This window comes from Bradyrhizobium sp. (assembly GCF_047605465.1).
Classification (GTDB): domain Bacteria; phylum Pseudomonadota; class Alphaproteobacteria; order Rhizobiales; family Xanthobacteraceae; genus Bradyrhizobium.
The window spans coordinates 211,177-234,005 of record NZ_JASGFS010000004.1; the positions used below are offsets into that span (position 1 = coordinate 211,177).

Consider the following 22,829-nt stretch of genomic DNA (forward strand, 5'->3'; position numbering starts at 1 on the left):
CCTTGCTGGAATGCGCTTGCGCGGGTCAAGAACTCTGGGCAACATGGATCAATCAACCCGGCCGAACAATCAAAAATCACAGGCGGGACAGTGGAGAGGGACAGGGATGTCAGTAAGTCGTAGTTTGTTTGCGGCGACGCTCGCCGGCATGGTTGCGCTCGCGATTTCCCCCGCGTCGAGCCAGACGCTGCGTTACGCCAACCAGGGCGAGCTGAAGTCGCTCGATCCCTATACGCTGAACGAGACCACCACCCACGCCCATATCGGCCACGTCTACGAAGGCCTGATCGCGCGCGACAAGAACCTGAAGATCGTCCCGGCGCTGGCCGAGAGCTGGGAAACGCCGGAGCCGACCCGCTGGCGCTTCCATCTGCGCAAGGGCGTCAAATTCCACAACGGCGATCCCTTCACCGCCGACGACGTGGTGTTCTCGGCAGACCGCGTGCGTGCCACCGGCTCCAACATGACTTCGCGCATCCCGGCGGACACCAAGGTCGTCAAGATCGACGACTACACCGTGGATTTCGTCCTGGCTTCCCCCAATCCCATTCTGATCTCGCAATGGGATGTCTGGTACATCATGGACAAGAAATGGGCGGAGGCGAACAATGCGGTGGCACCGACGCCGGCCGCCGCCACGACCCCAAGCTACGCCTCGCTGCATGCCAATGGCACCGGCCCGTTCATGGTCGACAGCCATCAGCCCGGCGTGAAGACCGTCTACAAGGCGAATCCGAACTGGTGGCGCAAGCCCGAACATAACCTCAAGGAAATCGTCTTCACGCCCATCGCCTCCGACGCGACCCGTGTCGCGGCGCTGTTGTCCGGCGAGGTCGACGTGATCGAGCCGGTTCCGATCCAGGATATCCAACGGGTCAATGCCAGCGCCAATGCCACCGTTCTGACAGGTCCGGAGCTCCGCACCATCTTCATCGGCATGGACCAATCGCGCGACGAGCTCCTGTTCTCGAACGTCAAGGGCAAGAATCCGTTCAAGGACGTCCGCGTCCGCGAAGCCGTCTACAAGGCGATCGACATCGAGCTGATCAAGAACCGCGTCATGCGCGGCCTGTCCACGCCATCCGCCCTGATGATCGCGCCCGAACTCTACCCGCTGTCGAAGGAGTTCACCCGGCCGAAATTCGATCCCGACGGCGCCAAGAAGCTGCTCTCGGAAGCCGGCTATGCCGATGGCTTCGAGGTGACGATGGACTGCCCGAACGATCGCTACGTCAACGACGCGGCGATCTGCCAGGCCGTGGTCGGCATGCTCGCCCGCGTCGGTATCAAGGTGAACCTGCTGGCGCAGCCGAAGGCACAATACTTCGCCAAGGTGCTCAAGCCCGGCGGCTTCAAGACCTCATTCTACATGCTGGGCTGGACGCCGGCCACGATGGACTCGCAGAACGTGCTGCACGACATCATGGGCTGCCGCGACGATCCGAAGGATCCGAACCGGGGTGAGGCCAATCTCGGCGGCTATTGCAACAAGCAGCTCGACGAGCTCACGGACAAGATCCTGGTCGAGAGCGACATTGCCAAGCGCGATCAGATGATCAAGCAGGCCTTCGAGATCTCGATCAAGGACTGGGCCTATGTCCCGCTGCATCAGCAGGCGCTCGCCTGGGGCGTCTCCAAGAAGGTGAAACTGACCCAGCGCGCAGACAACCAGGTGCTGTTCTACTGGGCGACCAAACAGGACGAGTAAGTGCCGGCAAGTCCCGACGTCCCGGAAGCCCGCCGCTTCCGGGACGTGTCGTTTCGAGCTACGCGATGACGCACGCCTCTGAAGAGATGTGAAAGGAAGAGATGCTCGCTTTCACGCTTCGCCGGGCAATCCAGGCCATCGGTGTCATGATCGCCGTCGGAATCATCGCGTTCTCGATGTTCCGTTTCGCCGGCGATCCCGTGAACCAGATGGTCTCGCTGGACACCTCGGGTGCCGAACGTGCCGCGATCCGCAAGTCGCTCGGCCTCGACGATCCGGTGATCGTGCAGTTCGGCCGCTATGTCGGCAACGCCGCGCAATTCAAGTTCGGGGTCTCCTACCAGTTCCGCCTGCCCGTCACCAATCTCCTGATGGAGCGAATGCCCGCGACGCTCGAACTCGCAATCTGCGCGACCATTTTCGCGATGGTGTGCGGCATCCTGATGGGCGTCTATTCGGCGTTGCGCCGCGACACCTGGCTCGCGGACGCATTCCAGGCGATCTCGCTGATCGGGATTTCGCTGCCGACTTTCCTGATCGGCATTCTCCTGATCTACCTGTTCTCGGTGACGCTCGGCTGGCTGCCGTCGTTCGGGCGCGGCGACGTCGTCCATATCGGATGGTGGACGACGGGCCTGCTGACGGTTTCGGGATTGAAGGCGCTGATCATGCCCTCGATCACGCTCGGGCTGTTCCAGATGACGCTGATCATGCGGCTGGTCCGTGCCGAGATGCTGGAAGTCATGCGAACCGACTATATCCGTTTCGCCCGTGCCCGCGGGTTGACCACCCGCGCGATTCATTTCGGGCATGCGCTGCGGAACACCCTGGTTCCCGTCATCACGGTCGCCGGCCTGCAATTTGGCTCGGTCATTGCATTCGCCATCATCACGGAGACCGTGTTTCAGTGGCCGGGCATGGGGCTCCTGTTCGTGCAGGCCGTACAGAACGTCGATATCCCGATCATGGCCGCCTATCTCATGATGGTGTCCCTGATCTTCGTCACCATCAATCTCGTGGTTGATATCCTCTACACCATCGTCGATCCGCGCCTGCGCTCGACGGTCAGCCGGGCGCACTAGAGATGAGCGATGCCGTTGTCCCGCATGGCGAAGAGCGCGGCGCTTCCCCGCCGGGCTGGTTCAGGCGCGCGCTCGACAGCGACCTGTTCTATTCTTTCCGCCGTTCCAGGATCACGATGATCGCTGCGGCCGTGACAGTGCTGTTCTTCCTGCTCGCGATCTTTGCCTCCCTGCTCTCCGTGCAGAATCCGTTCGATCCAGCCCAGCTCCAGTTGATGAATTCGCGCATCTCGCCGCTGTGGACCGCCGACGGCCAGAGCCCGTTCCTGCTCGGCACCGACGAACAGGGCCGCGACGTCTTTTCCGCGATCCTCTACGGCATGCGCATCTCCCTCGTCGTCGGCGTGCTCGGCGTGGTGTTCTCCGGCGCGCTCGGCATCCTGCTCGGGCTGACGGCCGGCTATTTCGGCGGCGCGATCGACGGGCTGATCATGCGTATCGCCGACGTGCAGCTCTCCTTTCCGGCAATCCTGATCGCGCTCCTGATCAACGGCATCGCGAAATCGGTGTTCGGCAACAGGCTCGACGAGATGAGTATGCTGGCGGTCCTGGTCTTCGCGATCGGCCTCAGTTTCTGGGTACAATATGCCCGCACCGTGCGCGGCTCGGTCATGGTGGAGAAGAACAAGGATTACGTCGCCGCCGCGCAGTTGATCGGCCTTCCGGCGCCGGTGATCATGCTGCGCCACGTCCTGCCGAACACGATGGGGCCGATCCTGGTCATCGCCACCATCAATCTCGCGCTCGCCATCATCACCGAGGCGACGCTGTCCTTTCTCGGCTCGGGCATGCCCGAGACCATGCCCTCGCTCGGCACCCTGATCCGCATCGGCAACAACTATCTGTTCGCGGGCGAATGGTGGATCGTCGCCTTCCCCGGCATCGCGCTCGCAGTCCTGATCCTGTCCATCAACCTGCTCGGCGACTGGCTGCGCGACGCGCTCAATCCGAAACTCCGATGAACAACTCCCGCTCATGACTGACCCCGTCCTTTCCGTGCGCAACCTGCAGGTCGAGTTCGCCTCACGCCGCGGCACGTTGCGCGCGATCGACGGCGTCTCCTTCGACATCGCCAAGGGTGAAGTGCTGGGCGTGGTCGGAGAATCCGGCGCCGGTAAATCCGTCACCGGTCTCTCGGTGATCGGCCTGATCGATCCGCCCGGCCGCATCGCCGGCGGCGAGATCCTTCTGTCCGGCGCGCGCATCGACAATCTGCCGCCGGAGGAGATGCGGCGCATCCGCGGAAAGCGGATCGGCATGATCTTCCAGGACCCCCTCACCTCGCTCAACCCGCTGTACCGGATCGGCGACCAGATCGTGGAGACGATCCGGACCCACCTCGATCTATCCGAACAGGCGGCGCGCCGCCGCGCCATCGAGTTGCTGGCGGAAGTCGGCATCCCCGCGCCCGAGAAGCGCATCGACGGTTACCCGCATGAGTTTTCCGGCGGCATGCGCCAGCGCGTCGTCATCGCACTCGCGATCTGCGCGGAGCCCGAACTGATCATCGCGGACGAGCCGACCACGGCGCTCGACGTCTCCGTGCAGGCGCAGATCATCGCACTGATCAAGCGCCTCGGGCGCGACCACGGCACCGCCGTGATGCTCGTGACCCACGACATGGGCGTGATCGCGGAAACCTCCGACCGCGTCGCGGTGATGTATGCCGGCCGCGTCGCCGAGATCGGGCCGGTGCAGGACATCGTGAGGAATCCGCTGCATCCCTATGCGAAGGGCCTGATGGGCGCGATCCCGACACTTGCCGGCGACGACAAGCGCCTCGTGCAGATTCCCGGCTCCATGCCGCGCCTGTCGGCGATCCCGCGCGGCTGTTCGTTCAACCCGCGTTGCGCGTTCGCCTTCGATCGCTGCCGCGTCGATCGGCCGGAGCCGCTGCCGCGCGGCGCGCAGTCGGTCGCCTGCCATCTCTATGACGGCATGCCGGCGGAGAGCGCGGCATGAGCGCCCCCTTCGTCCAGGCGAACAATCTGCGCCGCGTCTTCGACGTCTCAAAACCCTGGCTGAACCGCGTGCTCGAAGGCGGCCACCTCGAATATCTCAAGGCCGTCGACGGCGTCACCTTCGATATCAGTAAGGGCGAGACTTTTGCGCTTGTCGGCGAATCCGGCTCGGGCAAGACCACAGTGGCGCGGATGGTCGTGGGCCTGCTGCCGCCGAGTTCCGGCAACGTCCTGATCGACGGCGTCTCGATGACGGATCCGCGCCAGGCACAGGCACGCAGGAAGCTGCGCCGCCGCATCCAGATGATCTTCCAGGATCCCTATGCGAGCCTGAACCCGCGCTTCCGGGTCGACGCCATCATCGCCGAGCCGATCCGCGCTTTCGACCTGATCCAGGGCGAAAGGGACATCCAGGCGCGCGTCGGCGAGCTTCTCACTCTCGTCGGGCTGCATCCCGACGACCGGATCAAGTTTCCGCACGAATTCTCCGGCGGTCAGCGGCAACGGATCGCGATCGCGCGGGCGCTGGCCTCCGACGCCGAATTCATCGTCTGCGACGAGCCGACCTCGGCGCTCGACGTCTCCGTGCAGGCTCAGATCCTGAACCTGATGCGCGACCTCCAGGACAAGTTCGGGCTGACCTACATGTTCATCAGCCACAACCTCGCCGTGGTCCGTCACATGGCCAGCCGCGTCGGCGTCATGTATCTCGGCCGCATCGTCGAGATTGCGGAGGGGCGCGAACTGTTTGCGCGGCCGCGCATGCCCTACACCAAGATGCTGCTGGGCGCGGTGCCCGATCTTGCCATGAGCGGTCGCCAGCGCGTTCCGGTGAAGGGCGAGATACCCAATCCGATCAACCCGCCCGCCGGCTGCGCCTTCAATCCACGCTGCCCGCTTGCGTTCGATCGCTGCCGCATGGAGGTCCCGGAACTGATCGACGGGATCGCCTGCCATGCCGTGAACGCTGCGCCGGTGCCGGCGTGACGCGCCCGTGCCATGCAGCCGGTGCATCTGGCAGCATGGCGTCGTCTGTGATCAATTGCGCGCCCCACGAATGAGGTCGCAAATCCCATGGCCAGCAACGTCAATCCCGATCCGTTCACGACGAGGCCCGAGATCGAGGGCACGTTCGGCGTCGTCACCACCACCCATTGGATCGCGACCGCCGTCGGCATGGGTACGCTGGAGCGGGGCGGCAATGCCTTCGATGCCGGCGTCGCGAGCGCCTTCACGCTGCAGGTGGTCGAACCGCACCTGAACGGCCCCGGAGGTGACGTCCCCATCATCATCCATGACGTGAAACGAGGCCGCACGGAAGTGATCTGCGGCCAGGGTCCGGCACCGGCCCGCGCTACCATCGCCCACTACCGCAGCGAAGGCCTCGAGATGGTGCCCGGCACCGGCCTCCTCGCAGCCTGCGTTCCCGGCACTTTCGAATCCTGGATGCTGCTGCTGCGCGACTACGGCACGCTGCGGCTCCGCGACGTGCTGGAGCCGGCGATCTCCTATGCCCGCGACGGCCACCCGCTCGTCGAGCGCGCCCACGCCACGATCCAGACCGTCGAGCAGCTCTTCCGCAAGTACTGGCCGACGTCGGCCGCGATCTATCTGCCGAACGGGGAGGTGCCGAAGACCGGTACGATCTTCACCAACAAGGCGCTGGCCGCGACCTACGCCCGCATTCTCAGCGAGGCCGAGAGCGGCGGCGGCGGCCGCGACGCCGAGATCGAGCGCGCGCGAAAGGCGTGGTCGCAAGGTTTCGTCGCGGAAGCGATCGACCAATTCTGCCGCACCCAGGAGGTGATGGACGTCAGCGGCTCCCCGCATCGCGGCGTGCTCTCGGCCGACGACATGGCGCGCTGGCAACCGACCATCGAGGCGCCGCTCACCTACGACTACGGCCGCTATACCGTCTGCAAGGCCGGCGTGTGGAGCCAGGGCCCGGTGACATTGCAGCAACTCGCGTTGCTGAAGGGCTTTGCGCTCGACGGGCTCGACCCGACCGGACCGGAATTCATCCACCTCCAGATCGAATGTGCGAAGCTCGCGTTCGCCGACCGCGAGAAGTTCTACGGTGATCCCAAGTTCAACGAAATCCCGATCGCGACGCTGCTGTCGGATGCCTACAACGACGAGCGCCGCAAGCTCATCACCGATGCGGCTTCGCTCGATTTCCGGCCAGGCCAGATCGGGGGCTTCGGCGGCGAGGTCAAGTTGCGCCGCGCCGAAGGGCAACGCGAGGCGGTCGGCGCGCTCGGCGCCGGCGAGCCGACGGTGGGACGCTTCGGCGAAGTGCGCGGCGACACCGTGCATTTCGACATCATCGACAAGGCCGGCAACATGATCTCCTCGACGCCGTCGGGCGGCTGGCTGCAGTCCTCACCCGTCATTCCCGAGCTCGGCTTCTGCCTCGGCAGCCGCGCGCAGATGTTCTGGCTGGAGGAAGGTCACCCCGCCGCGCTCGCGCCGGGCAAGCGGCCGCGCACGACGCTGTCACCGACCATGGCGCTGCGCGACGGCGAGCCGTATCTGGCCTGGGGCTCGCCGGGCGGCGACCAGCAGGATCAGTGGATCACCCAGTTCTTCCTGCGGCATGTCCACTGCAATCTCAACCTCCAGGAGGCGATCGATGCGCCGGCCTGGCACTCCGAGCATTTTCCGATCTCGTTCTGGCCGCGCACCGCCCGCCCCGGCGTGCTCGTGGTGGAGAACCGTGTGCCGCAGGCCACGATCGAGAACCTTCGCGAGCGCGGCCACATCGTCGAGATCGGTCCCGACTGGTCCGAAGGCCGCCTCACCGCCGCCTCGCGCGTCGGTCCACGCCGCCGCGCCGCGGCCAACCCGCGCGGCATGCAGGGCTACGCCGCAGGACGGTGACGCCACCCGGGCCGCGGATCGGACGGGATCCAACGTTCGTTCTTGAAGTCGCGGCTCAGATCACGATCTCACGCATCACGCGCCGGCAATCCATCTCATATTCGAGATCGACCACCGGCGGCCGGGCAAAATGCCAGGTCAGGCCCGAGCGCAATGCGCCGCGACGAACCAACTCGTCGGCAAGCGCGTGGTGGAAGTCGTGGACGGAATAGGCCTGCACGCCCGTCGTGTCCTTCCAGCCGAAGCCGAAGGCCGCCATCCTGTTTTCCATCTGCGACGTGGTCGTGAACCTGACCTTCTCGCGAAGGCCTTCCGCGCTGAGATCACGGTAGCGCACCGTGCGTTCGACATAGGTGCCACTGCCCTCGCGCGCCTCGGCGCCGCCCGCGATCACGAAGGTCGGCGTTCTGGAATTCGCCGGGCGGGTGAAGGAGAACGCATAGAAGGAGGGCTCGGACGGTGGGTCGAACTCGGGACAGACATTGCTGCGTGCCACCGGGTTGCTCGTTCCGTCGAAGATGCCCCATTCGGACAGCGTCTTGACGTAGTGCAGGTTGAACGCGCGAAAGCCGTCTTCACTGAAGGCCGCGAGAGAGCGCAACTCGCAGGCGCAGAAAGCGGTCAGCGGGCGCCCGGCTTCCTGAATGAACTTTGCCGCGATCGCAAATCCCTCGGCGAGCGGCACGATCCGGTCAAACCTGACGCGTTCGATCTCATAACCATCGGCGGCCGCTGCGCCGGCCGAATATTGGAAGACGGACGGAATGAAACGATAATTACCAGCCGGGAATTCGCGCGTCATGGTCACTCCTATTCCAGTTGCAGGACGACGCCGCTGGCGCCGTTGAGGAGCCGCTTCAGGTGAAAGCCCGCCAGAGGATCATCGGCATGCACGCCGACGAGCGCGGCGAAGGCCGGCATGGCGGTCGCGTCACCGGCCTGGAGCTTGGCAAAGGCCTGGGAATATTGCGCGGTCTCGGGCGCGTCGAACTTCTCCTGCGGCAGCGGTTCGAACGCGCGCAGGGGTTCACTGCGCCCACGCAGCAGCAGATCACCCACGGGGCGTCCCTGGAAGCGCGCTGCCGCCTCGGCGACGCCGGCGCTGACGCAAACGCGTGTGCCCAGATGCTTGTTGGCGGCCTCCAGTCGCGCCGCGATGTTGATCGTGTCGCCATACGCGGTGTAGTCGAAGAAGCGATTGCCGCCGAAATTGCCGACCAGCGCAGGTCCGGCATGTGCGCCGATGCGGGTGATCCCGAAATTCAAGCCCTTCGCCTTCCAGCGTGCGCGAAAATCCTCGGCCCAGGCATCGAGATCGTTCGCGCATGCGACGGCGCGCGTCGCATAATCCGGCTGGTCGCCGGGCGCATTGAAGAGCACCTGGATCGCATCGCCGATGATCTTGGCAACGGTGCCCTCATGCGCGAACACGATCTCCGTCATGCCGCCGACATATTCGTTGAGAAGCGCACCGAGCGTTTCCGGCGCCGCACTCTCGACCAGAGTCGTGAAGCCTGCGATATCGGTGAAGATGGTCGCGACGTTCCGCCACTGCACCTCCATGCCGTCGCCCTCGGCATCCGCTGCCAGCCGCTTGGCGATCGCCGGCGAGAAGTAGCGCGACAGCGAGGCATGGGCACGCTCGGCCTCCGCCTGGCGACGGCGGGCCTCGCGCAACATCTCGACATGGCGGATCGTCTTGTCGATCGTGGCTTCCAGATCGACGAAATCGATCGGCTTGGTCAGGAAGTCGAATGCGCCGCGGTTCATCGCGGTGCGGATATTGCTCATGTCGCCATAGGCCGACAGGATGATGGTCGACTTCTTGTCCTCCGCTTCCTGCAGCTTCTGCAGCAACGACAGCCCGTCCATCCGCGGCATGTTGATGTCGGCGACCACCATATCGACATGCGGATTCCGCTCGAGCGATTGCAGAGCCTCGAGGCCGTCGCGCGCGAAGATCATGGCGACCCGGCCGTCGCGGATCTGCTTGCGAAACTTCTGGAGGATCAACGCTTCGAGATCCGGCTCGTCATCGACGAAGAGAATGGTCGAGGTCATGCGGCTTGCCCGAGCCTGGTGTCGATCTCCTGCCGCAGCAGCGTGAAATCGATCGGCTTGGTCAATAGCCCGACGGCGCCGCGTTCAATCGCCTTCCTGTGGGTCTCGGCATCGCCATAGGCGGTGATCATGATGACGGCAACGTGGGGATATTCAGCGCGCACCTGCGGCAGCATGTCGAGCCCGCTCATGCCGGGCATGTTGATGTCGGACAGGATGAGGATCAACGAGGGCTCGCGCAGCTCGGCCGCGCGCCGGAGCGCCTCGGGGGCGGACAGCGCGAATTCCATCTGGAAACGTCCGGCGCGCAGGTCACGCCGGAACTGCTGACGGAACAACACCTCGATATCGGGTTCGTCATCGACGACCAGGATGTAAACGTTCAAGTCCTGCCTCCGGGCGTACCACCTGCCGCCATGGCGCGCGGCAGGGTAATGACGAATTCGGTGAACTGACCGGGCTCCGTATTCAGGTCGAGCGTGCCGCCATGTTGCTTGACGACGATATCATGGCTCATGGAAAGGCCGAGCCCCGTGCCCTCGCCGGCCGGCTTCGTGGTGAAGAAGGGGTTGAACATCTTCTCCCTGACCTCGGGCGGGATGCCGGTGCCGTTGTCGCGTATCCGGATCTCGACCATGTTGCCGAGATTCCTGGTCGTGGCGCTCAACGTCGGTTCGAAACCGTCACCGGCGCTCTCCTTGCGCTTGTTCGCGGCATAGAATCCGTTCGAGATCAGATTGAGAAAGACGCGCGTGATCTCCTGCGGATAGACGTCGAGACGACCCGCGGCGGGATCGAACTCGCTCTTGAGCGTCACGTTGAAGCCGGGCCGTTCGGCGCGTGCGCCGTGATACGCCAGATCGAGGCTCTCCTCGACGATCGCGTTGATATCGACGACGCGATGCTCGCCCGCCCCCTCGCGCGAATGCAGGAGCATGTTCTTGACGATGGAATCGGCCCGCTTGCCGTGCTGCACGACCTTGTCGAGATTGCCCTTGAGCATGCCGGTCAGCTCGTCGACTTCGCCTCTCGTCTTGGTATCTAGGGGCGCCGATTGCAGGACCTCGTTGAGTTCGTCGATCAGCTCCGTCGACATCGACGAGAAATTGTTGACGAAATTGAGCGGGTTCTTGATCTCGTGGGCGATCCCCGCCGTGAGCTGGCCGAGCGAAGCAAGCTTCTCGGTCTGGATCAGGCGATCCTGGGCCGCGCGCAGATCGTTCAGGGATTGCCTGAGCTCAGCCGTCCGGCGCTCGACCTTGTTCTCCAGGTCGGCATAGGATTCCTGCAGCCGCGCCCCCATGTCGTTGAACTGGTCGGCGAGCCCTTCGAGTTCGTCGCCCGTCCGGATCGAAATGCGCTGGGAGAAATCGCCGCCGCCGATCCGCTCAGCTCCGGTCCGGAGCGCCTGGATCGGCCCGACCATGCGGCGCGCAAGAAATATCCCGGCAAGCACCGCAAAGATCGAGGCCGCGAGCAGCACGATCGCGAGCCGCTGCAGCGAAGCGTGCAGCCCGGCATAGGCCTCCTCGACCGGCAGCTCGACGAAAACGGTCCAGTGCAGCGGCTCGATCGGCGCCGAGGCGGTCAAGACCTTCTGCCCCTCGATGTTGAGCGCTTCCTGCAGGGCATCGGGCATGATGCCGCCGCCGGCCCGTGCGGCGCGCACCTGCGCGAGCCCCGACATGTCGGTGTTGCGCAGCACGAGGCTGATGTCGGGATGCGCGATCAGACGTCCCTCCGGGCCGACCACATAGGCATGGCCGTGTGCACCGACCTTGATCTGCGAAACCACGTCCCAGATCAGCTTCAGGTTCACCTCGGCGATGCTGACGCCCGCATCCTTGCGCGCGCCGGCCAGCGCCAGCGTCATGTAGGGCTCGGACTCCTGACGGAAATAGACCGGCCCGTAATAGACCTTGTGGGCGACGGCCTCGGTGAATTTCGGATCGCTCGACAGGTCGACCCCGCTGTCGATCGAATCCATGGCGAGCCGCGAGACGCGCAGCCGCTCCTTGCCGGTCGAATCCACCTGGGCGAGCTCGGTGATCGCAGGCACCTGGCGCAGGAGCCGCAGCGCATCGAAGCGGCGCTGCTCGATCGAGCCCGCCGACCACGGCAGTTGCGTGGTCCAGCCGATCTGGCTCTCGATCTCCTTGACGAACTGACTGATCTTGGCGGCCGCCGCTTCGGCCTGCTCATGCTGCACCCGGATCAGCGATGCCTTGTGCTCACGGTAATAGAAGTAGACCTCGAACAGGCCGTTGGCGAGCAGCGCCACCGCGACGACGCCCACGAACAGGGCCACATATTTGGTGAACAGCCTGGTCTTGATCCGGGGCTGAGCCGCAGCCCCCGACGCGACGTCATCCGGCGCCGCCCGGGGCAGCGTCCTGGCTTTCGGCGCATCAGGATGGAGGGACATGCTCATCCCGCCGAACCTAGCAAAGGGCTCGCCCCGGGTTCAATGGCTGCCGCGTCGCGGGCGCGAGGACCCACGAAAAAGGGCGGCAACGGATGTCCGTTGCCGCCCTTTGGTTTGAATGTCTGCAGGCTCAGGTCGGCCGCAGCGCGTTGGAGCCGAGATCGACATCGGCCATCTGCTTATTCCGCTCGGAATCGGCCGCGGCACGGTGGTCGGTCGCCAGCACCACATAGACCGCAGGCAGCACGAACAGCGTGAACAGCGTGCCGATCGACATGCCGGCGACGACCACCAGACCGATCGAGAAGCGGCTCGCCGCGCCGGCACCGGTCGCCGTGAGGAGCGGAATCAGGCCGGTGACCATCGCGGCCGTCGTCATCAGGATCGGCCGCAGGCGGATGCGTGCGGACATCTCGATGGCCGAGCGGCGGTCGAGCCGTTCGTTGATCTGGAGTTCGTTGGCGAACTCCACCATCAGGATGCCGTGCTTGGTGATCAGGCCGACCAGGGTGAGCAGACCGACCTGGGTGTAGATGTTCATCGTCGCCACGCCGAAGAACAGCGGGATCAGCGCGCCGACGATCGCCATCGGCACCGAGATCATGATCACCAGCGGGTCGCGCAGGCTCTCGAACTGCGCCGCCAGCACCAGGAAGATGATGATGAGCGCGAAGCCGAAGGTGATCGCGAGCTGGTTGCCTTCCTGCACGTACTGACGCGAATCCGCGAGGTAATCATGGCTGAAGCCCTGCGGCAGCTTCTTGGCCTCGCCTTCGAGGAAGTCCACCGCCTGACCGATGGTCACGCCCGGCATCGGCACGGCCGAGAAGGTCGCCGAATTGAGCTGATTGTAGTGGGTCAGAGAGTTCGGATCGGTGGTGGTCTTGATCGAGACGACGGTCGACAGCGGAAGCTGCTGGCCGGTGTTGGTGCTGACATAGTAGCCACCGAGCGATTCCGGCGACAGCCTCTCGCTGCGCGGCACCTGCGGGATCACCTGGTACGAGCGACCCTCGAGATTGAAGCGGTTGATGTAGTTGCCGCCGAGCAGCACGGCGAGCGTGCTGCCGAGACTCTGCATGTTGACGCCGAGATCCTGGGCCTTGGTGCGATCGATCGTCACCTTCACGTTCGGCTGGTTGTAGGCGAGGTCGCTGTCGGACACGATGAACATGCCGCTCGCGCGCGCCGCCTCCTTAAGCTTCTCCATCTGCTCATAGACGGTCTGGAATCCGGCGGTGGAGTTGATCACCATCTGGACCGGCAGACCGCCAGGGCCGCCCGGCAGCGGCGGCAGGTTGAAGGCAAACGCCTGCACGCCCTCGATCTTGGAAAGCTCAGCCTGCACCAGCGGCTTGAGCTGGATCGAGGAACGCTTGCGCTCGTCCCACGGCTTCAGCAGCATGCCGGCGATGCCGCCCTGCGGGCCGTTGATGCCGTTCAGCACGAAGCGCAGATCGGTCTCGGGGAACTTCTGGAACTCCTTGTCCAGCTTGTCGCCATAGAAATCGACATAATCGATGTTGGCGTATTTCGGCGCCTTGGTCACCGCGAACACGATGCCCTGGTCCTCCTCCGGCGCCAGCTCCTTGGACGTGTGCATGTAGAGGAAGCCGACGAGCCCGAGGATCGTCACCGCGAACAAGCCGGTGATCGCCTTGTAGTCGAGCGAGCGGTCGAGCCTGCGGCCGTACCAGCGGGTCAATGCGCCGAACACCGAGTTGACCATCTTGGCGAAGCGGCCCTCTTCCGTGTTCTTGAGGAGCACCGAGCACATCATCGGCGACAGCGTCAGCGCGATCACACCGGACACGATCACCGAGCCGGCGAGCGTGAAGGCGAATTCGCGGAACAGGGAGCCGGTCAGTCCGCCCAGGAAGCCGATCGGAGCATACACGGCGGCGAGCGTGATCGTCATCGACACGACCGGACCGACGATTTCGCGCGCGCCTTGCAGCGCGGCTTGCACCGGTGTCTTCCCCTCTTCCAGATGGCGATGGATGTTCTCCACCACGACGATGGCGTCGTCGACCACGAGGCCGATCGCGAGCACCATCGCGAGCAGCGTCAGGAGATTGAAGCTGAAGCCCAGCATCAGCATCAGGGTACAGACGCCGATCATCGACAGCGGAATGGTGACGACGGGAATGATGACCGAACGCAGCGAGGCCAGGAACAGGAAGATGACCACGATCACGATGATCACGGCCTCGCCCAGGGTCTTTTCGACCTCGTCGATGGACGACTGAATGAACTTGGTCGAGTCGTAGGCGACCTTCATCTTCATCGATGGCGGCAGGTTACGCTCGAGTTCGGGGAACAGCGCGCGCACGCCCTTGACCAGCGTCAGCGGGTTGCCCTGCGGCGTCGCGTTCACGCCGATGAAGATCGCGTGCTCGCCGTTGAAGGCGACGCTCGCGTCGGTACTTTGCGCGGCAAGCTCGACGGTGGCAATGTCCTCCATCCGGACGAAGCCGCCATCCTTGGCCTTGACGATCATCTTCTTGAACTGCTCGACATTGGCGAGGTCGGTATTCGTCGAGATGTTCGAAACGATCAGGTAGCCCTTGGTCTGACCGGCCGCGGACTGGAAGTTGTTGGCCGCGATGGCGGAGGCGACATCGGTCGCGGAGACATTGCGGCCGGCCATCTTCACGGGATCGAGCCACAGCCGCATCGCGAAGGTCTGGCCGCCGAGAATGTCGGCCGAGGCGACGCCGTCGACGGTCGACAGCACCGGCTGCACCACGCGCGTCAGATAATCCGAGATCGCCGAGGCCGACAATTCGTCGGAGGAGAATCCGAGATACATCACGGCCGTGGTCTGGCCCGTGGTCTTGGTGACGATCGGGTCGTTGGATTCCTTCGGGATCAGGTATTTGACCGAATTGGTCTTGGCCAAGACTTCGGTCAGCGCCTGGTTCGGGTCGAAGTTCAACTTGATGTAGACCTGGATCGTCGACGTGCCGAGTACGGACGACGAGGTGATGTAGTCGACGCCTTCGGCGGAAGCCACCGCTTGCTCGATCGGCGTCGTGATGAAGCCCTGGATCAGCTCGGCCGACGCACCGGGATAGACGGTCGTGATGTTGACGACGGTGTTCGAAAGCTTCGGATATTGCCGGATCGGCAGCACCATCGCCGCACGCAGGCCGATCAGCAGGATCAGCAGACTGACGACGACCGACAGGACCGGGCGCTTGATGAAAATATCGGTAAAGGCCATCGCGGCAAATCTCGATTTCTGTGTCTCAAGAAGCGTGATCCGGCCTGGCCGGATCACGCGATTGTCTCGTCAGTAGCGCGGCGGCTGCGCCGGGATCGGCGGCGGCGGATCGGTCGAAATCGACACCGCGGCACCCGACTGCAGCTTGAGCTGGCCGACGGCGACGACCTTGTCGCCCGGCTTCACGCCCTTGAGGATTTCGACGCGACCGTCGACCCTGTTGCCGGTCTGCACGAAGCTGCGCACCGCACTCAGGCTGGTCTTGCCGTCGTCTTCCTTCTTCTCGGTGATCACGAACACGGAGTCGCCGTACAGCGTGTAGTCCACCGCGGTCTCGGGAATGGTGACCATCGCCGGCTTGTCCGGCAGAACCACCGTGGTGGTCACGAACATGCCAGGCTTCAGGATCTTCTCCGGATTGGCGATGGTCGCCTGCACGCGGATGTTGCGGGTGTCGCTGGCGATCTGGGGCTCGATCGTGGTGATCTTGCCGTCGAAGGTACGGCCCGGATAGGCATCGACCTTCAGACGGACGGCCTGGCCGACCTTGAGGTTGCCGGAATCCTTTTCCGTGACCGTGAAGTTGGCCCAAAGTTGCGACAGATCGGTCAGCGAGACGATGGCGGTGCCCGCGGTGAGGTACTGACCGACCTCGACCTTGCGGACGCCGAGATCGCCGGAGAACGGTGCACGCACCAGCTTCTGCGAGATCAGCGCCTCGGTCTTCGCGATGCCCGCCAGCGCCTGATCATAGGCGGCCTGCGCGGTGTCGACGGTCGCCTGCGGCCCGAACTGGCGCGCGGCCAGCTGCTTGGCGCGGTCGAGCGAAAGCTGCGCAACCGTGGCCTGGGCCTTGTAATTGGCGAGGTCGCCCTGATCCGGCGCGTCGAACAATTGCACCAGCGGAGTGCCGGCTTCGACATGCGCGCCCGGCTCGAACTTGATCTCGGTGACGCGGCCGTTGACGTCGGCGGACACGTTGACCTGATGCACGGCGGCGAGTTCGCCGACCGCGGTCAACAGATTCGGGACCACCTCCAGCTTCGCATCGGCCGCGCTGACCGCGACCGGCGGCGGCTTGTTGTTGGCGAAGAACTGCTTGATCATCTGGCCACGGAAATAGTTGAACCAGACGAGGCCGCCGACGAGCGCGCCCAGCAGCATGCCGACGATGATGAACCAAAGCACCGGACGGGCCGGACGCTTCGGAGCCTTGCTGTCGATCGGTTCGCCCGAAATCTTGTGTTCGGCTACGATGTTCATGTCATGCACTTTCTGCAATCGCCGTCTTGCCGTCACCCGGCGCCAAAACGTGGCCCAGATGCGAAGCAATTGCGGCGTCGTTAAGTCCTATGCCTCTCAGGAGAAACTCACAGAGCTGCCGTTCGAGATCGTTCGCCATGCCGTAGGCGAGACAGGGCGTGGCCGGCAGCCTGGTCAGCGCAGCCGTCATCACCGAATGATGCGCAAACCAGAACAGGTTGAGCGGTTCGCCGCCGCAGGACCGCGCGTCTCCGGCGGCCACCGCGCGATCGAGCGAAGCGACGAAAACCGCGCCGATCAGCTTCTCGACCTTGGCATACAGCAGGCGCGCGAATTCGCCATCATCCAAATGGCTCGTGGCCATCAGCCGCAGGCGCTGCGCTTCTTCCTGGTCGGGTCCGTCGGCGATGTGCAGGAAATGCTGGACCATGCCACGGATCACTTCGACCAGGGTCGCGGTCGACGGTTCCCGTTCGAGCAGGTCGGTGAGCGCCGGGTCCGCCTCGCATTCATCGGTCAGGATTTCGGCGTAGAGCGCGGCCTTCGACGGGAAGTGCTTGAACAAAAGCGCTTCGGAAATGGCAGCGGCGGCAGCCACGCTCTTCGTCGTGGTGCCGTTATAACCGTGTCGGGCGAAGCAACGTTTCGCGGCACCGAGGATCAATTGACGCCTCAGGTCGCTCGTCATACGCAATGAGCTCATGCTAGTGAGTAAGCACTCACCCACGTAAAAGTCAAGCATTATGCTGCATCGCAACCTTAGTGAGTTGCGAATTCAGCGGAAATGGCTCCGCCCTATTGAGGGGGGCGGGCGACGCGCCGGGAGTGGGGTGGCGGAATCAGATCGGTTGGAAACCGAGGTCGCCGCGAATCCGGTTGACGATGTAAGTCCCGTCCCGGCTTGGCAGAATCCGCTCCAAGCTGGCGCTGTCGATTTTCACATTGGCAAATCTCGGCCCGGCCGAGACGGCGTGGACGGCTTTGGCGAATGCCTCGACCTCGGCCAGGGTCGAGATCGCCCGGCTGTCGGCGATGCCGCACGCCCTGGCTACGCCGACGAGATCGGCCGCCGCGGAGGTGTGACTGGTCTGGCCGCCGGTCTCGCCATAGGCCTCGTTATCGAGCACCACGATCGAGAGATTGGACGGCTTCTGCAGGCCGATGGTGGCCAGGCTCCCCATGCCCATCAGCATCTCGCCGTCGCCGGTGATGACGAGCACCGGCAGCTGCGGTTGCGCCAGCGCGAGCCCGAGGCCGATCATCGCGGCGCCGCCCATGCCGCCCCAGAGATAAAAGTTGCGCGCGTGGTCGCCGGCGGCGGTGATGTCGTTGGTGGAGGCACCCAGCCCGCCGATCGCAACGACGTCCTTCCGGTCAGCCAGCAGCGCGGACACCACCTGACGGCGGTCGAGGAGATTGGCCTTGCTCATTTGGTGAAAACCTTGGCGCCGATCAGGCGCTGCGACAGCAGGACGGCGGTGGGCGTGAGCGCATTGTAGGCCTGGGCTGCGGCGGCCTCGAGCACCGCCGGGACCTCGGCCGCATTCGATGCGCGCAGCACCTTGATGCCGGACAGTTCGAGAACGCCTTGCGTGGTCGACCCCATCGGCACCTGCCACGGATTGAACTCGCCCCATTCGCCGCGCATCGTCACGAGCGTGAGGAATGGAAAGCGGAGGATCGGGATCAGCGACAGCATGTTGATGCAATTGCCAACCCCGCTGGATTGCATCAGCAGCACGCCGCGCTGCCCGCCGGTCCAGGCGCCGGCCAGCAGGGCCACGCCCTCCTCTTCCGTCGTTAGCGGAATGCCGCGCATCGTGGACGAACCCAGCACGCGCTGGATCAATTTCGAATGGCCGGCGTCAGGCACGTAAGGCACCTGCCGGACGTCGAAGCGTTGCAATGTCGCGAAAATATCGTCGGGCCAGCTCGGGGCCGTGTCGGCAGCGTCAGCGCGGGCGTGCATTTTCCTGTCCGGTCGGCTTGCAAATCACGGCACGACTGTAGACGGTGTCGGGCGCCGCTCGAAAGAGCGAAAACGGCATATCGGTCTCAACCGGCGAGTATGGCGGATGAACGCAGGTGCGAAAGAATTGGCGGCCGGCTTCGACCTGGAGAAGCTGGCGCCGGAATTCTACGACGATCCCTATCCGACTTATCGTGCACTGCGGGAGAACGAGCCGGTCAAGCGACTGCCGAACGGCACCGTGTTCCTCACGCGCTACGACGATCTCGCCACGGCCTACAAGAACACCAGATCGTTCAGCTCGGACAAGAAGCGGGAGTTCGCGCCGAAATACGGCGAGACGCCGCTCTACGAGCACCACACCACCAGCCTCGTCTTCAACGACCCGCCCGCGCATACCCGCGTGCGCCGCCTGATCATGGGCGCGCTCTCGCCGCGCGCGATCGCCGGCATGGAAGGCGATCTCGTCGCTCTCGTCGACAAGCTGCTCGATGCGATCGCGGCCAAGGGAAGCTGCGAGCTGATCGGCGATTTCGCTTCCGCCATTCCGGTCGAAGTGATCGGCAATCTGCTCGACGTGCCCCATGACGAACGCGAGCCGCTGCGCGAGTGGTCGCTCGCCATTCTCGGCGCGCTTGAGCCCGTCGTGTCGACCGACGCGGCGGCGCGCGGCAACCGGGCCGTCACGGACTTCCTCGCTTATCTCTCGACGCTGGTTGCGCGGCGTCGGCAGAAGCCCGGCAATCCCGATCGAGACGTGCTGACGCGCCTGATCCAGGGCGAGGACAACGGCGAGCGGCTGACGGAGAAGGAACTGCTGCACAACTGCATCTTCCTGCTCAATGCCGGCCACGAGACCACAACCAATCTGATCGGCAATGGCCTCGTCGCGCTGGACCGGAATCCGGATCAGAAGCGGCGGCTGATCGACGAGCCGGAGCTGATCAAGACCGCCGTCGAGGAGATGCTGCGCTACGAGAGCTCGAACCAGCTCGGCAACCGCATGACCACGGAACAGGTCGAGCTCGGCGGAGTCATGCTCGATGCCGGCACGTCGGTGACGTTGTGCATCGGCGCCGCCAACCGGGACCCCGCGCACTTTCCGGAGCCCGAGCGCTTCGACATCGCACGGACGCCGAACCGCCATCTCGCGTTCGCGACCGGCGTGCATCAATGTGCCGGCATGGCGCTGGCGCGGCTCGAAGGCGCGATCGCGATCTCGCGCTTCCTCGCACGCTTTCCCGACTATGCCGTCAGCGGCCGGCCGGTGCGCGGCGGACGGGTGAGGTTCCGCGGCTTCCTGAGCGTGCCTTGCGCCATCGGCTGACGTCATGAACATCAACCAGATGCGTGAGCGCTGGGCCGATCCGCTCCTGACGGGGCTGACCGTGCTGCTCATGATCATGATGTTCGTGGTCTCTCCGCTGCAGGCGCTGGGGATCTTCGCGTTCCAGGCCTCTGAACTGTTCCTGGCGCTTCTCCTCGTCGTCGGCATCTTCGTCATATCGGGCAGCCCGATCGCGGTCGTCGCCATGCTGATCGCCCTCGCCATGATCGTGACGGGCGCGATCCTGCGGCTCCGGTCGCCGTCGATCCTCGACCTCAATCTCTTCGCCGGCTGCTGGTTCATCGTCGGGACGACGATGGCCTGGGCGGTGGCACGCGCGATCTTCGCGCCGGGCCGCGTGACCTATCACCGCGTGATCGGCGCGGTCCTGCTCTACCTCACGGTCGCGGTGATCTTCTCGGCGCTCTACACCTTCATCGGGTCGCTGGTGCCGAACGCGTTCTCCGGCATGAAGGTGGAGGACAGCCCGGCGCTCGCGAGCCAGGTGATCTATTTCAGCTTCGCGACGCTGACGACCACCGGCTATGGCGACGTCGCCCCGGTGCATCCGATCGCGCGCAGCCTGTGCAACATCGAAGCCATCTTCGGCCAGCTCTACCCGGCAACGCTGCTCGCCCGTCTCGTCACGCTCGAGATCGCGCATCGCGAGCCGGACGAGACCTCCTGAGCGCCGTCCAGACAAAAACGGCGAAAACAACCCCATGCACAGTAGCCGGGGCTTTCACGCGAGACTCCCTGTGGGTTCGCGGAACCAGTTGACCTGCCGGACAAATCGGCGACATGCGCGCATCCAGCGCCCGGACGCCTAGACCACGGTCCTGTGCCGCTCGATACAGGTGCGCAGCACCTCGTCCATCGGCTTCCCCCACCAGTCGTTGGAGAAGATCTCGATCTCCGAATAGCCGGCGTAGCCTTGCGCCTCGACCGCTGCGCGGGCCGACCTGATGTCGATGACGCCGTCGCCCATCATGCCGCGATCGTTGAGGATGTCCTTGGTCGGCACCAGCCAGTCGCAGACATGGAAGGCGAGCAGGCGGTCCTTGCCGGCGCGCGCGATCTGGACCATCAGCTCCGGGTCCCACCAGATGTGATAGACGTCGAGCGCGACACCGAGCATGCCCGAGCGAGCGGGATCTAGCCGGTCGCAGATGTCGAGCGCCTGCTTCGTCGTGTTGACGCAGGCGCGGTCCGCCGCATAGGCCGGATGCAGGGGTTCGATCGCCAGCGGCAGCTTCGCCTGCCTGGCATAGTCGAGCATCTCGGCGAGAGCCTCCTCGACCTGCCCGCGCGCCGCGACGATGTCCTTCGATGCCGCGCTGCCCGGCCGCGAATATTGCGGCAGGCCGCCGACGACGAGGACGATGCAGGACGCCCCCAGCGCCTTCGCTTCGTCGACGCAGCGCCGGTTGTCGTCGCGCACGTCGCCGCGACGCGAGCCGTCGGACGTGAACATGCCGCCGCGGCAATAGCCCGAGAGATCGAGACCGGCATCACGCACGGCGCGGACGGCCCGATCGAGACCGACGGAGGCCACCTGATCGCGCCAGGGATCGATTGCGCGGATGCCGTGCCTTGCGCAGGCATCGATGATCTCCACGAGATCGCCCTGCTTGCGGACCGTCGCCGTGTTCAGCGACAGCCAGCGGTGGTCGGACGAAAAATCGCGCATCAGGAATCCAGCCCGTGCGAGGCCAGCACGGTCTTCATCCGCCGCGTCGCAAGTTCCGGATCGGCGAGCAAGCCGGCCTGGTCCGCCAGGCGGAACAACTCGGCCAGATGCAGCATCGAGCGTGCGCTCTCCTGCCCGCCGGCCATGGTGAAGTGATCCTGGTGGCCGTTGAGATAGGCCATGAACACGACGCCGGTCTTGTAGAAGCGTGTCGGTGCCTTGAAGATGTGGCGCGACAGCGGCACAGTCGGTCCAAGCACGTCATGGAAGCCGGCTTCGTCACCGGCCGCGAGCCGCGACAGCGCGTAGGATGCCGCGGGCGCAATCGCATCGAAGATGCCGAGCAGCGCGTGCGAGAAGCCCTGCTCGTCGCCTGCGATCAACTCCGCGTAGTTGAAATCGTCGCCCGTATACATCTTGATGCGCTTGTCGAGACGCCTGCGCATGTCGATCTCGCGCTGCTTGTCGAGCAGCGAGACCTTGACGCCGTCGACCTTGGCCGCGTTGCCGTTGATGATGGCCACCGCGGCGTCCATGGCCTTGTCGAGGTCCCCAGTGCCCCAATATCCCGTCAGCGCCGGATCGAACATGTCGCCGAGCCAGTGGATGATCACGGGCTCGCGGACCTGCGACAGCACGCGGTCATAGACCTTCGCGTAATCGTCGGCGTTGCGGCCGAGCTTGGCCAGCGCGCGCGACGCCATCAGGATGATGCGGCCGCCGACTTTCTCGACCGCGGAGATCTGCTCCTCATAGGCGCGGATCACGTCGTCGATGGTCCTGGCATCCTCGACCGCGAGATGGTCGGTGCCTGCACCTGAGAACACGAGCGCGTTGCGGCGCTTCGCGGCCGCGACCGAGCGGGTGATCAGTTCCAGCGAGGTCGGCCAGTCCAGCCCCATGCCGCGCTGCGCGGTATCCATGGCTTCAGCGACACCGAGCCCGAGATCCCAGACATGCTCGCGGAAAGCGATGGTCTTGTCCCAGTCGACGGCGACCGACAGCCAGGGATCATTGTCCGCGAAGGGATCGACGACGGTATGCACCGCTGAGAAGGCGATGCGGTTCAGCGGTCCCTCGAGCTTCGCGGGAAAGCTCCGCGACGCCGCGAGCCGGTAGGTCTCGATCGACCGGTCGGCTTTCGGCAGGCTCAACGACAATGACGACATCGGCAGGACGGGCTTGTTCATGATCTCGGACCTCTCCCCGTCATGGCGAGCGAAGCGAAGCAATCCAG

General features: G+C 64.6%; 19 protein-coding genes. 8 read left to right on the forward strand and 11 right to left on the reverse strand.

The window, feature by feature from the left end:
* Positions 1–106: 106 nt before the first annotated feature.
* The 6 genes from QM712_RS06430 to QM712_RS06455 all read left to right on the forward strand — a co-directional run bounded on the left by QM712_RS06430 (position 107) and on the right by QM712_RS06455 (position 7,631).
* On the forward strand, positions 107–1,708 hold the full coding sequence (locus tag QM712_RS06430; RefSeq protein WP_415022228.1) for an ABC transporter substrate-binding protein: 1,602 nt from the start codon (positions 107–109) through the stop codon (positions 1,706–1,708).
* Between the two features lie 101 nt (positions 1,709–1,809).
* Positions 1,810–2,790, forward strand: a complete 981-nt coding sequence (locus QM712_RS06435) for an ABC transporter permease (protein WP_415022229.1) — start codon at positions 1,810–1,812, stop codon at positions 2,788–2,790.
* Positions 2,791–2,792: 2 nt separating this feature from the next.
* Positions 2,793–3,752: an ABC transporter permease gene (locus tag QM712_RS06440; RefSeq protein WP_415022230.1), complete on the forward strand. Its 960-nt coding sequence runs from the start codon at positions 2,793–2,795 to the stop codon at positions 3,750–3,752.
* A 13-nt stretch (positions 3,753–3,765) separates the two neighbouring features.
* Complete coding sequence (locus tag QM712_RS06445; protein WP_415022231.1) at positions 3,766–4,752, forward strand: ABC transporter ATP-binding protein; 987 nt, start codon at positions 3,766–3,768, stop codon at positions 4,750–4,752.
* Entirely contained in the window at positions 4,749–5,738 is a 990-nt protein-coding gene (locus tag QM712_RS06450) for an ABC transporter ATP-binding protein (RefSeq protein WP_415022232.1), read from the forward strand. Before QM712_RS06445 ends, QM712_RS06450 begins: the two co-directional genes overlap by 4 nt.
* 87 nt (positions 5,739–5,825) lie before the next feature.
* A complete protein-coding gene (locus tag QM712_RS06455) occupies positions 5,826–7,631 on the forward strand; it encodes a gamma-glutamyltransferase family protein (protein ID WP_415022233.1) in 1,806 nt (601 codons plus the stop codon).
* Positions 7,632–7,686: 55 nt separating this feature from the next.
* Here the strand turns inward: QM712_RS06455 and QM712_RS06460 are convergent, their stop codons facing one another.
* The 9 genes from QM712_RS06460 to QM712_RS06500 all read right to left on the reverse strand — a co-directional run bounded on the left by QM712_RS06460 (position 7,687) and on the right by QM712_RS06500 (position 18,575).
* Positions 7,687–8,433, reverse strand: a complete 747-nt coding sequence (locus QM712_RS06460) for a hypothetical protein (protein ID WP_415022234.1) — start codon at positions 8,431–8,433, stop codon at positions 7,687–7,689.
* A gap of 8 nt (positions 8,434–8,441) precedes the next feature.
* Positions 8,442–9,692, reverse strand: coding sequence for an adenylate/guanylate cyclase domain-containing protein (locus QM712_RS06465; protein ID WP_415022235.1), 1,251 nt, complete (start codon positions 9,690–9,692; stop codon positions 8,442–8,444).
* Positions 9,689–10,078 carry a response regulator gene (locus QM712_RS06470; protein ID WP_415022236.1) on the reverse strand — a complete coding sequence of 130 codons (390 nt, stop codon included), beginning with the start codon at positions 10,076–10,078 and terminating at the stop codon, positions 9,689–9,691. The genes QM712_RS06465 and QM712_RS06470 overlap by 4 nt, the downstream gene beginning before the upstream one ends.
* Positions 10,075–12,123 carry a sensor histidine kinase gene (locus QM712_RS06475; protein ID WP_415022237.1) on the reverse strand — a complete coding sequence of 683 codons (2,049 nt, stop codon included), beginning with the start codon at positions 12,121–12,123 and terminating at the stop codon, positions 10,075–10,077. The genes QM712_RS06470 and QM712_RS06475 overlap by 4 nt, the downstream gene beginning before the upstream one ends.
* Before the next feature lie 124 nt (positions 12,124–12,247).
* Entirely contained in the window at positions 12,248–15,343 is a 3,096-nt protein-coding gene (locus tag QM712_RS06480; protein WP_415022238.1) for a MexW/MexI family multidrug efflux RND transporter permease subunit, read from the reverse strand.
* Between the two features lie 69 nt (positions 15,344–15,412).
* Positions 15,413–16,606 carry an efflux RND transporter periplasmic adaptor subunit gene (locus QM712_RS06485; protein WP_415022239.1) on the reverse strand — a complete coding sequence of 398 codons (1,194 nt, stop codon included), beginning with the start codon at positions 16,604–16,606 and terminating at the stop codon, positions 15,413–15,415.
* A gap of 1 nt (position 16,607) precedes the next feature.
* Positions 16,608–17,294 (reverse strand): TetR/AcrR family transcriptional regulator, encoded by a 687-nt coding sequence (locus QM712_RS06490; protein ID WP_415022240.1) that lies wholly within the window; start codon positions 17,292–17,294, stop codon positions 16,608–16,610.
* Positions 17,295–17,445: 151 nt separating this feature from the next.
* On the reverse strand, positions 17,446–18,036 hold the full coding sequence (locus QM712_RS06495) for a thiamine pyrophosphate-dependent enzyme (RefSeq protein ID WP_415022241.1): 591 nt from the start codon (positions 18,034–18,036) through the stop codon (positions 17,446–17,448).
* Entirely contained in the window at positions 18,033–18,575 is a 543-nt protein-coding gene (locus tag QM712_RS06500; protein WP_415022242.1) for a phosphonopyruvate decarboxylase, read from the reverse strand. The genes QM712_RS06495 and QM712_RS06500 overlap by 4 nt, the downstream gene beginning before the upstream one ends.
* Before the next feature lie 106 nt (positions 18,576–18,681).
* Between QM712_RS06500 and QM712_RS06505 the strand changes: the two genes are divergently transcribed.
* Both QM712_RS06505 and QM712_RS06510 read left to right on the forward strand, forming a co-directional pair.
* Positions 18,682–19,902, forward strand: a complete 1,221-nt coding sequence (locus QM712_RS06505) for a cytochrome P450 (protein WP_415022243.1) — start codon at positions 18,682–18,684, stop codon at positions 19,900–19,902.
* Between the two features lie 4 nt (positions 19,903–19,906).
* The gene (locus tag QM712_RS06510; RefSeq protein ID WP_415022244.1) at positions 19,907–20,590 is read left to right on the forward strand and encodes an ion channel; all 684 of its coding nucleotides are present in this window, start codon (positions 19,907–19,909) and stop codon (positions 20,588–20,590) included.
* A gap of 138 nt (positions 20,591–20,728) precedes the next feature.
* Here the strand turns inward: QM712_RS06510 and QM712_RS06515 are convergent, their stop codons facing one another.
* Both QM712_RS06515 and QM712_RS06520 read right to left on the reverse strand, forming a co-directional pair.
* Positions 20,729–21,592, reverse strand: a complete 864-nt coding sequence (locus QM712_RS06515) for a sugar phosphate isomerase/epimerase family protein (RefSeq protein ID WP_415022245.1) — start codon at positions 21,590–21,592, stop codon at positions 20,729–20,731.
* Complete coding sequence (locus tag QM712_RS06520) at positions 21,592–22,782, reverse strand: dihydrodipicolinate synthase family protein (protein WP_415022246.1); 1,191 nt, start codon at positions 22,780–22,782, stop codon at positions 21,592–21,594. The genes QM712_RS06515 and QM712_RS06520 overlap by 1 nt, the downstream gene beginning before the upstream one ends.
* Positions 22,783–22,829: the final 47 nt, after the last annotated feature.

Excerpts from the sequence above, each read along its gene's own strand:
- QM712_RS06430 (WP_415022228.1), top strand. The coding sequence starts at position 107 with ATGTCAGTAAGTCGTAGTTTGTTTGCGGCGACGCTCGCCGGCATGGTT.
- QM712_RS06435 (WP_415022229.1), top strand. The coding sequence starts at position 1,810 with ATGCTCGCTTTCACGCTTCGCCGGGCAATCCAGGCCATCGGTGTCATG.
- QM712_RS06440 (WP_415022230.1), top strand. The coding sequence starts at position 2,793 with ATGAGCGATGCCGTTGTCCCGCATGGCGAAGAGCGCGGCGCTTCCCCG.
- QM712_RS06445 (WP_415022231.1), top strand. The coding sequence starts at position 3,766 with ATGACTGACCCCGTCCTTTCCGTGCGCAACCTGCAGGTCGAGTTCGCC.
- QM712_RS06450 (WP_415022232.1), top strand. The coding sequence starts at position 4,749 with ATGAGCGCCCCCTTCGTCCAGGCGAACAATCTGCGCCGCGTCTTCGAC.
- QM712_RS06455 (WP_415022233.1), top strand. The coding sequence starts at position 5,826 with ATGGCCAGCAACGTCAATCCCGATCCGTTCACGACGAGGCCCGAGATC.
- QM712_RS06460 (WP_415022234.1), bottom strand. The coding sequence starts at position 8,433 with ATGACGCGCGAATTCCCGGCTGGTAATTATCGTTTCATTCCGTCCGTC.
- QM712_RS06465 (WP_415022235.1), bottom strand. The coding sequence starts at position 9,692 with ATGACCTCGACCATTCTCTTCGTCGATGACGAGCCGGATCTCGAAGCG.
- QM712_RS06475 (WP_415022237.1), bottom strand. The coding sequence starts at position 12,123 with ATGAGCATGTCCCTCCATCCTGATGCGCCGAAAGCCAGGACGCTGCCC.
- QM712_RS06480 (WP_415022238.1), bottom strand. The coding sequence starts at position 15,343 with ATGGCCTTTACCGATATTTTCATCAAGCGCCCGGTCCTGTCGGTCGTC.
- QM712_RS06485 (WP_415022239.1), bottom strand. The coding sequence starts at position 16,606 with ATGAACATCGTAGCCGAACACAAGATTTCGGGCGAACCGATCGACAGC.
- QM712_RS06490 (WP_415022240.1), bottom strand. The coding sequence starts at position 17,294 with ATGACGAGCGACCTGAGGCGTCAATTGATCCTCGGTGCCGCGAAACGT.
- QM712_RS06495 (WP_415022241.1), bottom strand. The coding sequence starts at position 18,036 with ATGAGCAAGGCCAATCTCCTCGACCGCCGTCAGGTGGTGTCCGCGCTG.
- QM712_RS06500 (WP_415022242.1), bottom strand. The coding sequence starts at position 18,575 with ATGCACGCCCGCGCTGACGCTGCCGACACGGCCCCGAGCTGGCCCGAC.
- QM712_RS06505 (WP_415022243.1), top strand. The coding sequence starts at position 18,682 with ATGAACGCAGGTGCGAAAGAATTGGCGGCCGGCTTCGACCTGGAGAAG.
- QM712_RS06510 (WP_415022244.1), top strand. The coding sequence starts at position 19,907 with ATGAACATCAACCAGATGCGTGAGCGCTGGGCCGATCCGCTCCTGACG.
- QM712_RS06515 (WP_415022245.1), bottom strand. The coding sequence starts at position 21,592 with ATGCGCGATTTTTCGTCCGACCACCGCTGGCTGTCGCTGAACACGGCG.
- QM712_RS06520 (WP_415022246.1), bottom strand. The coding sequence starts at position 22,782 with ATGAACAAGCCCGTCCTGCCGATGTCGTCATTGTCGTTGAGCCTGCCG.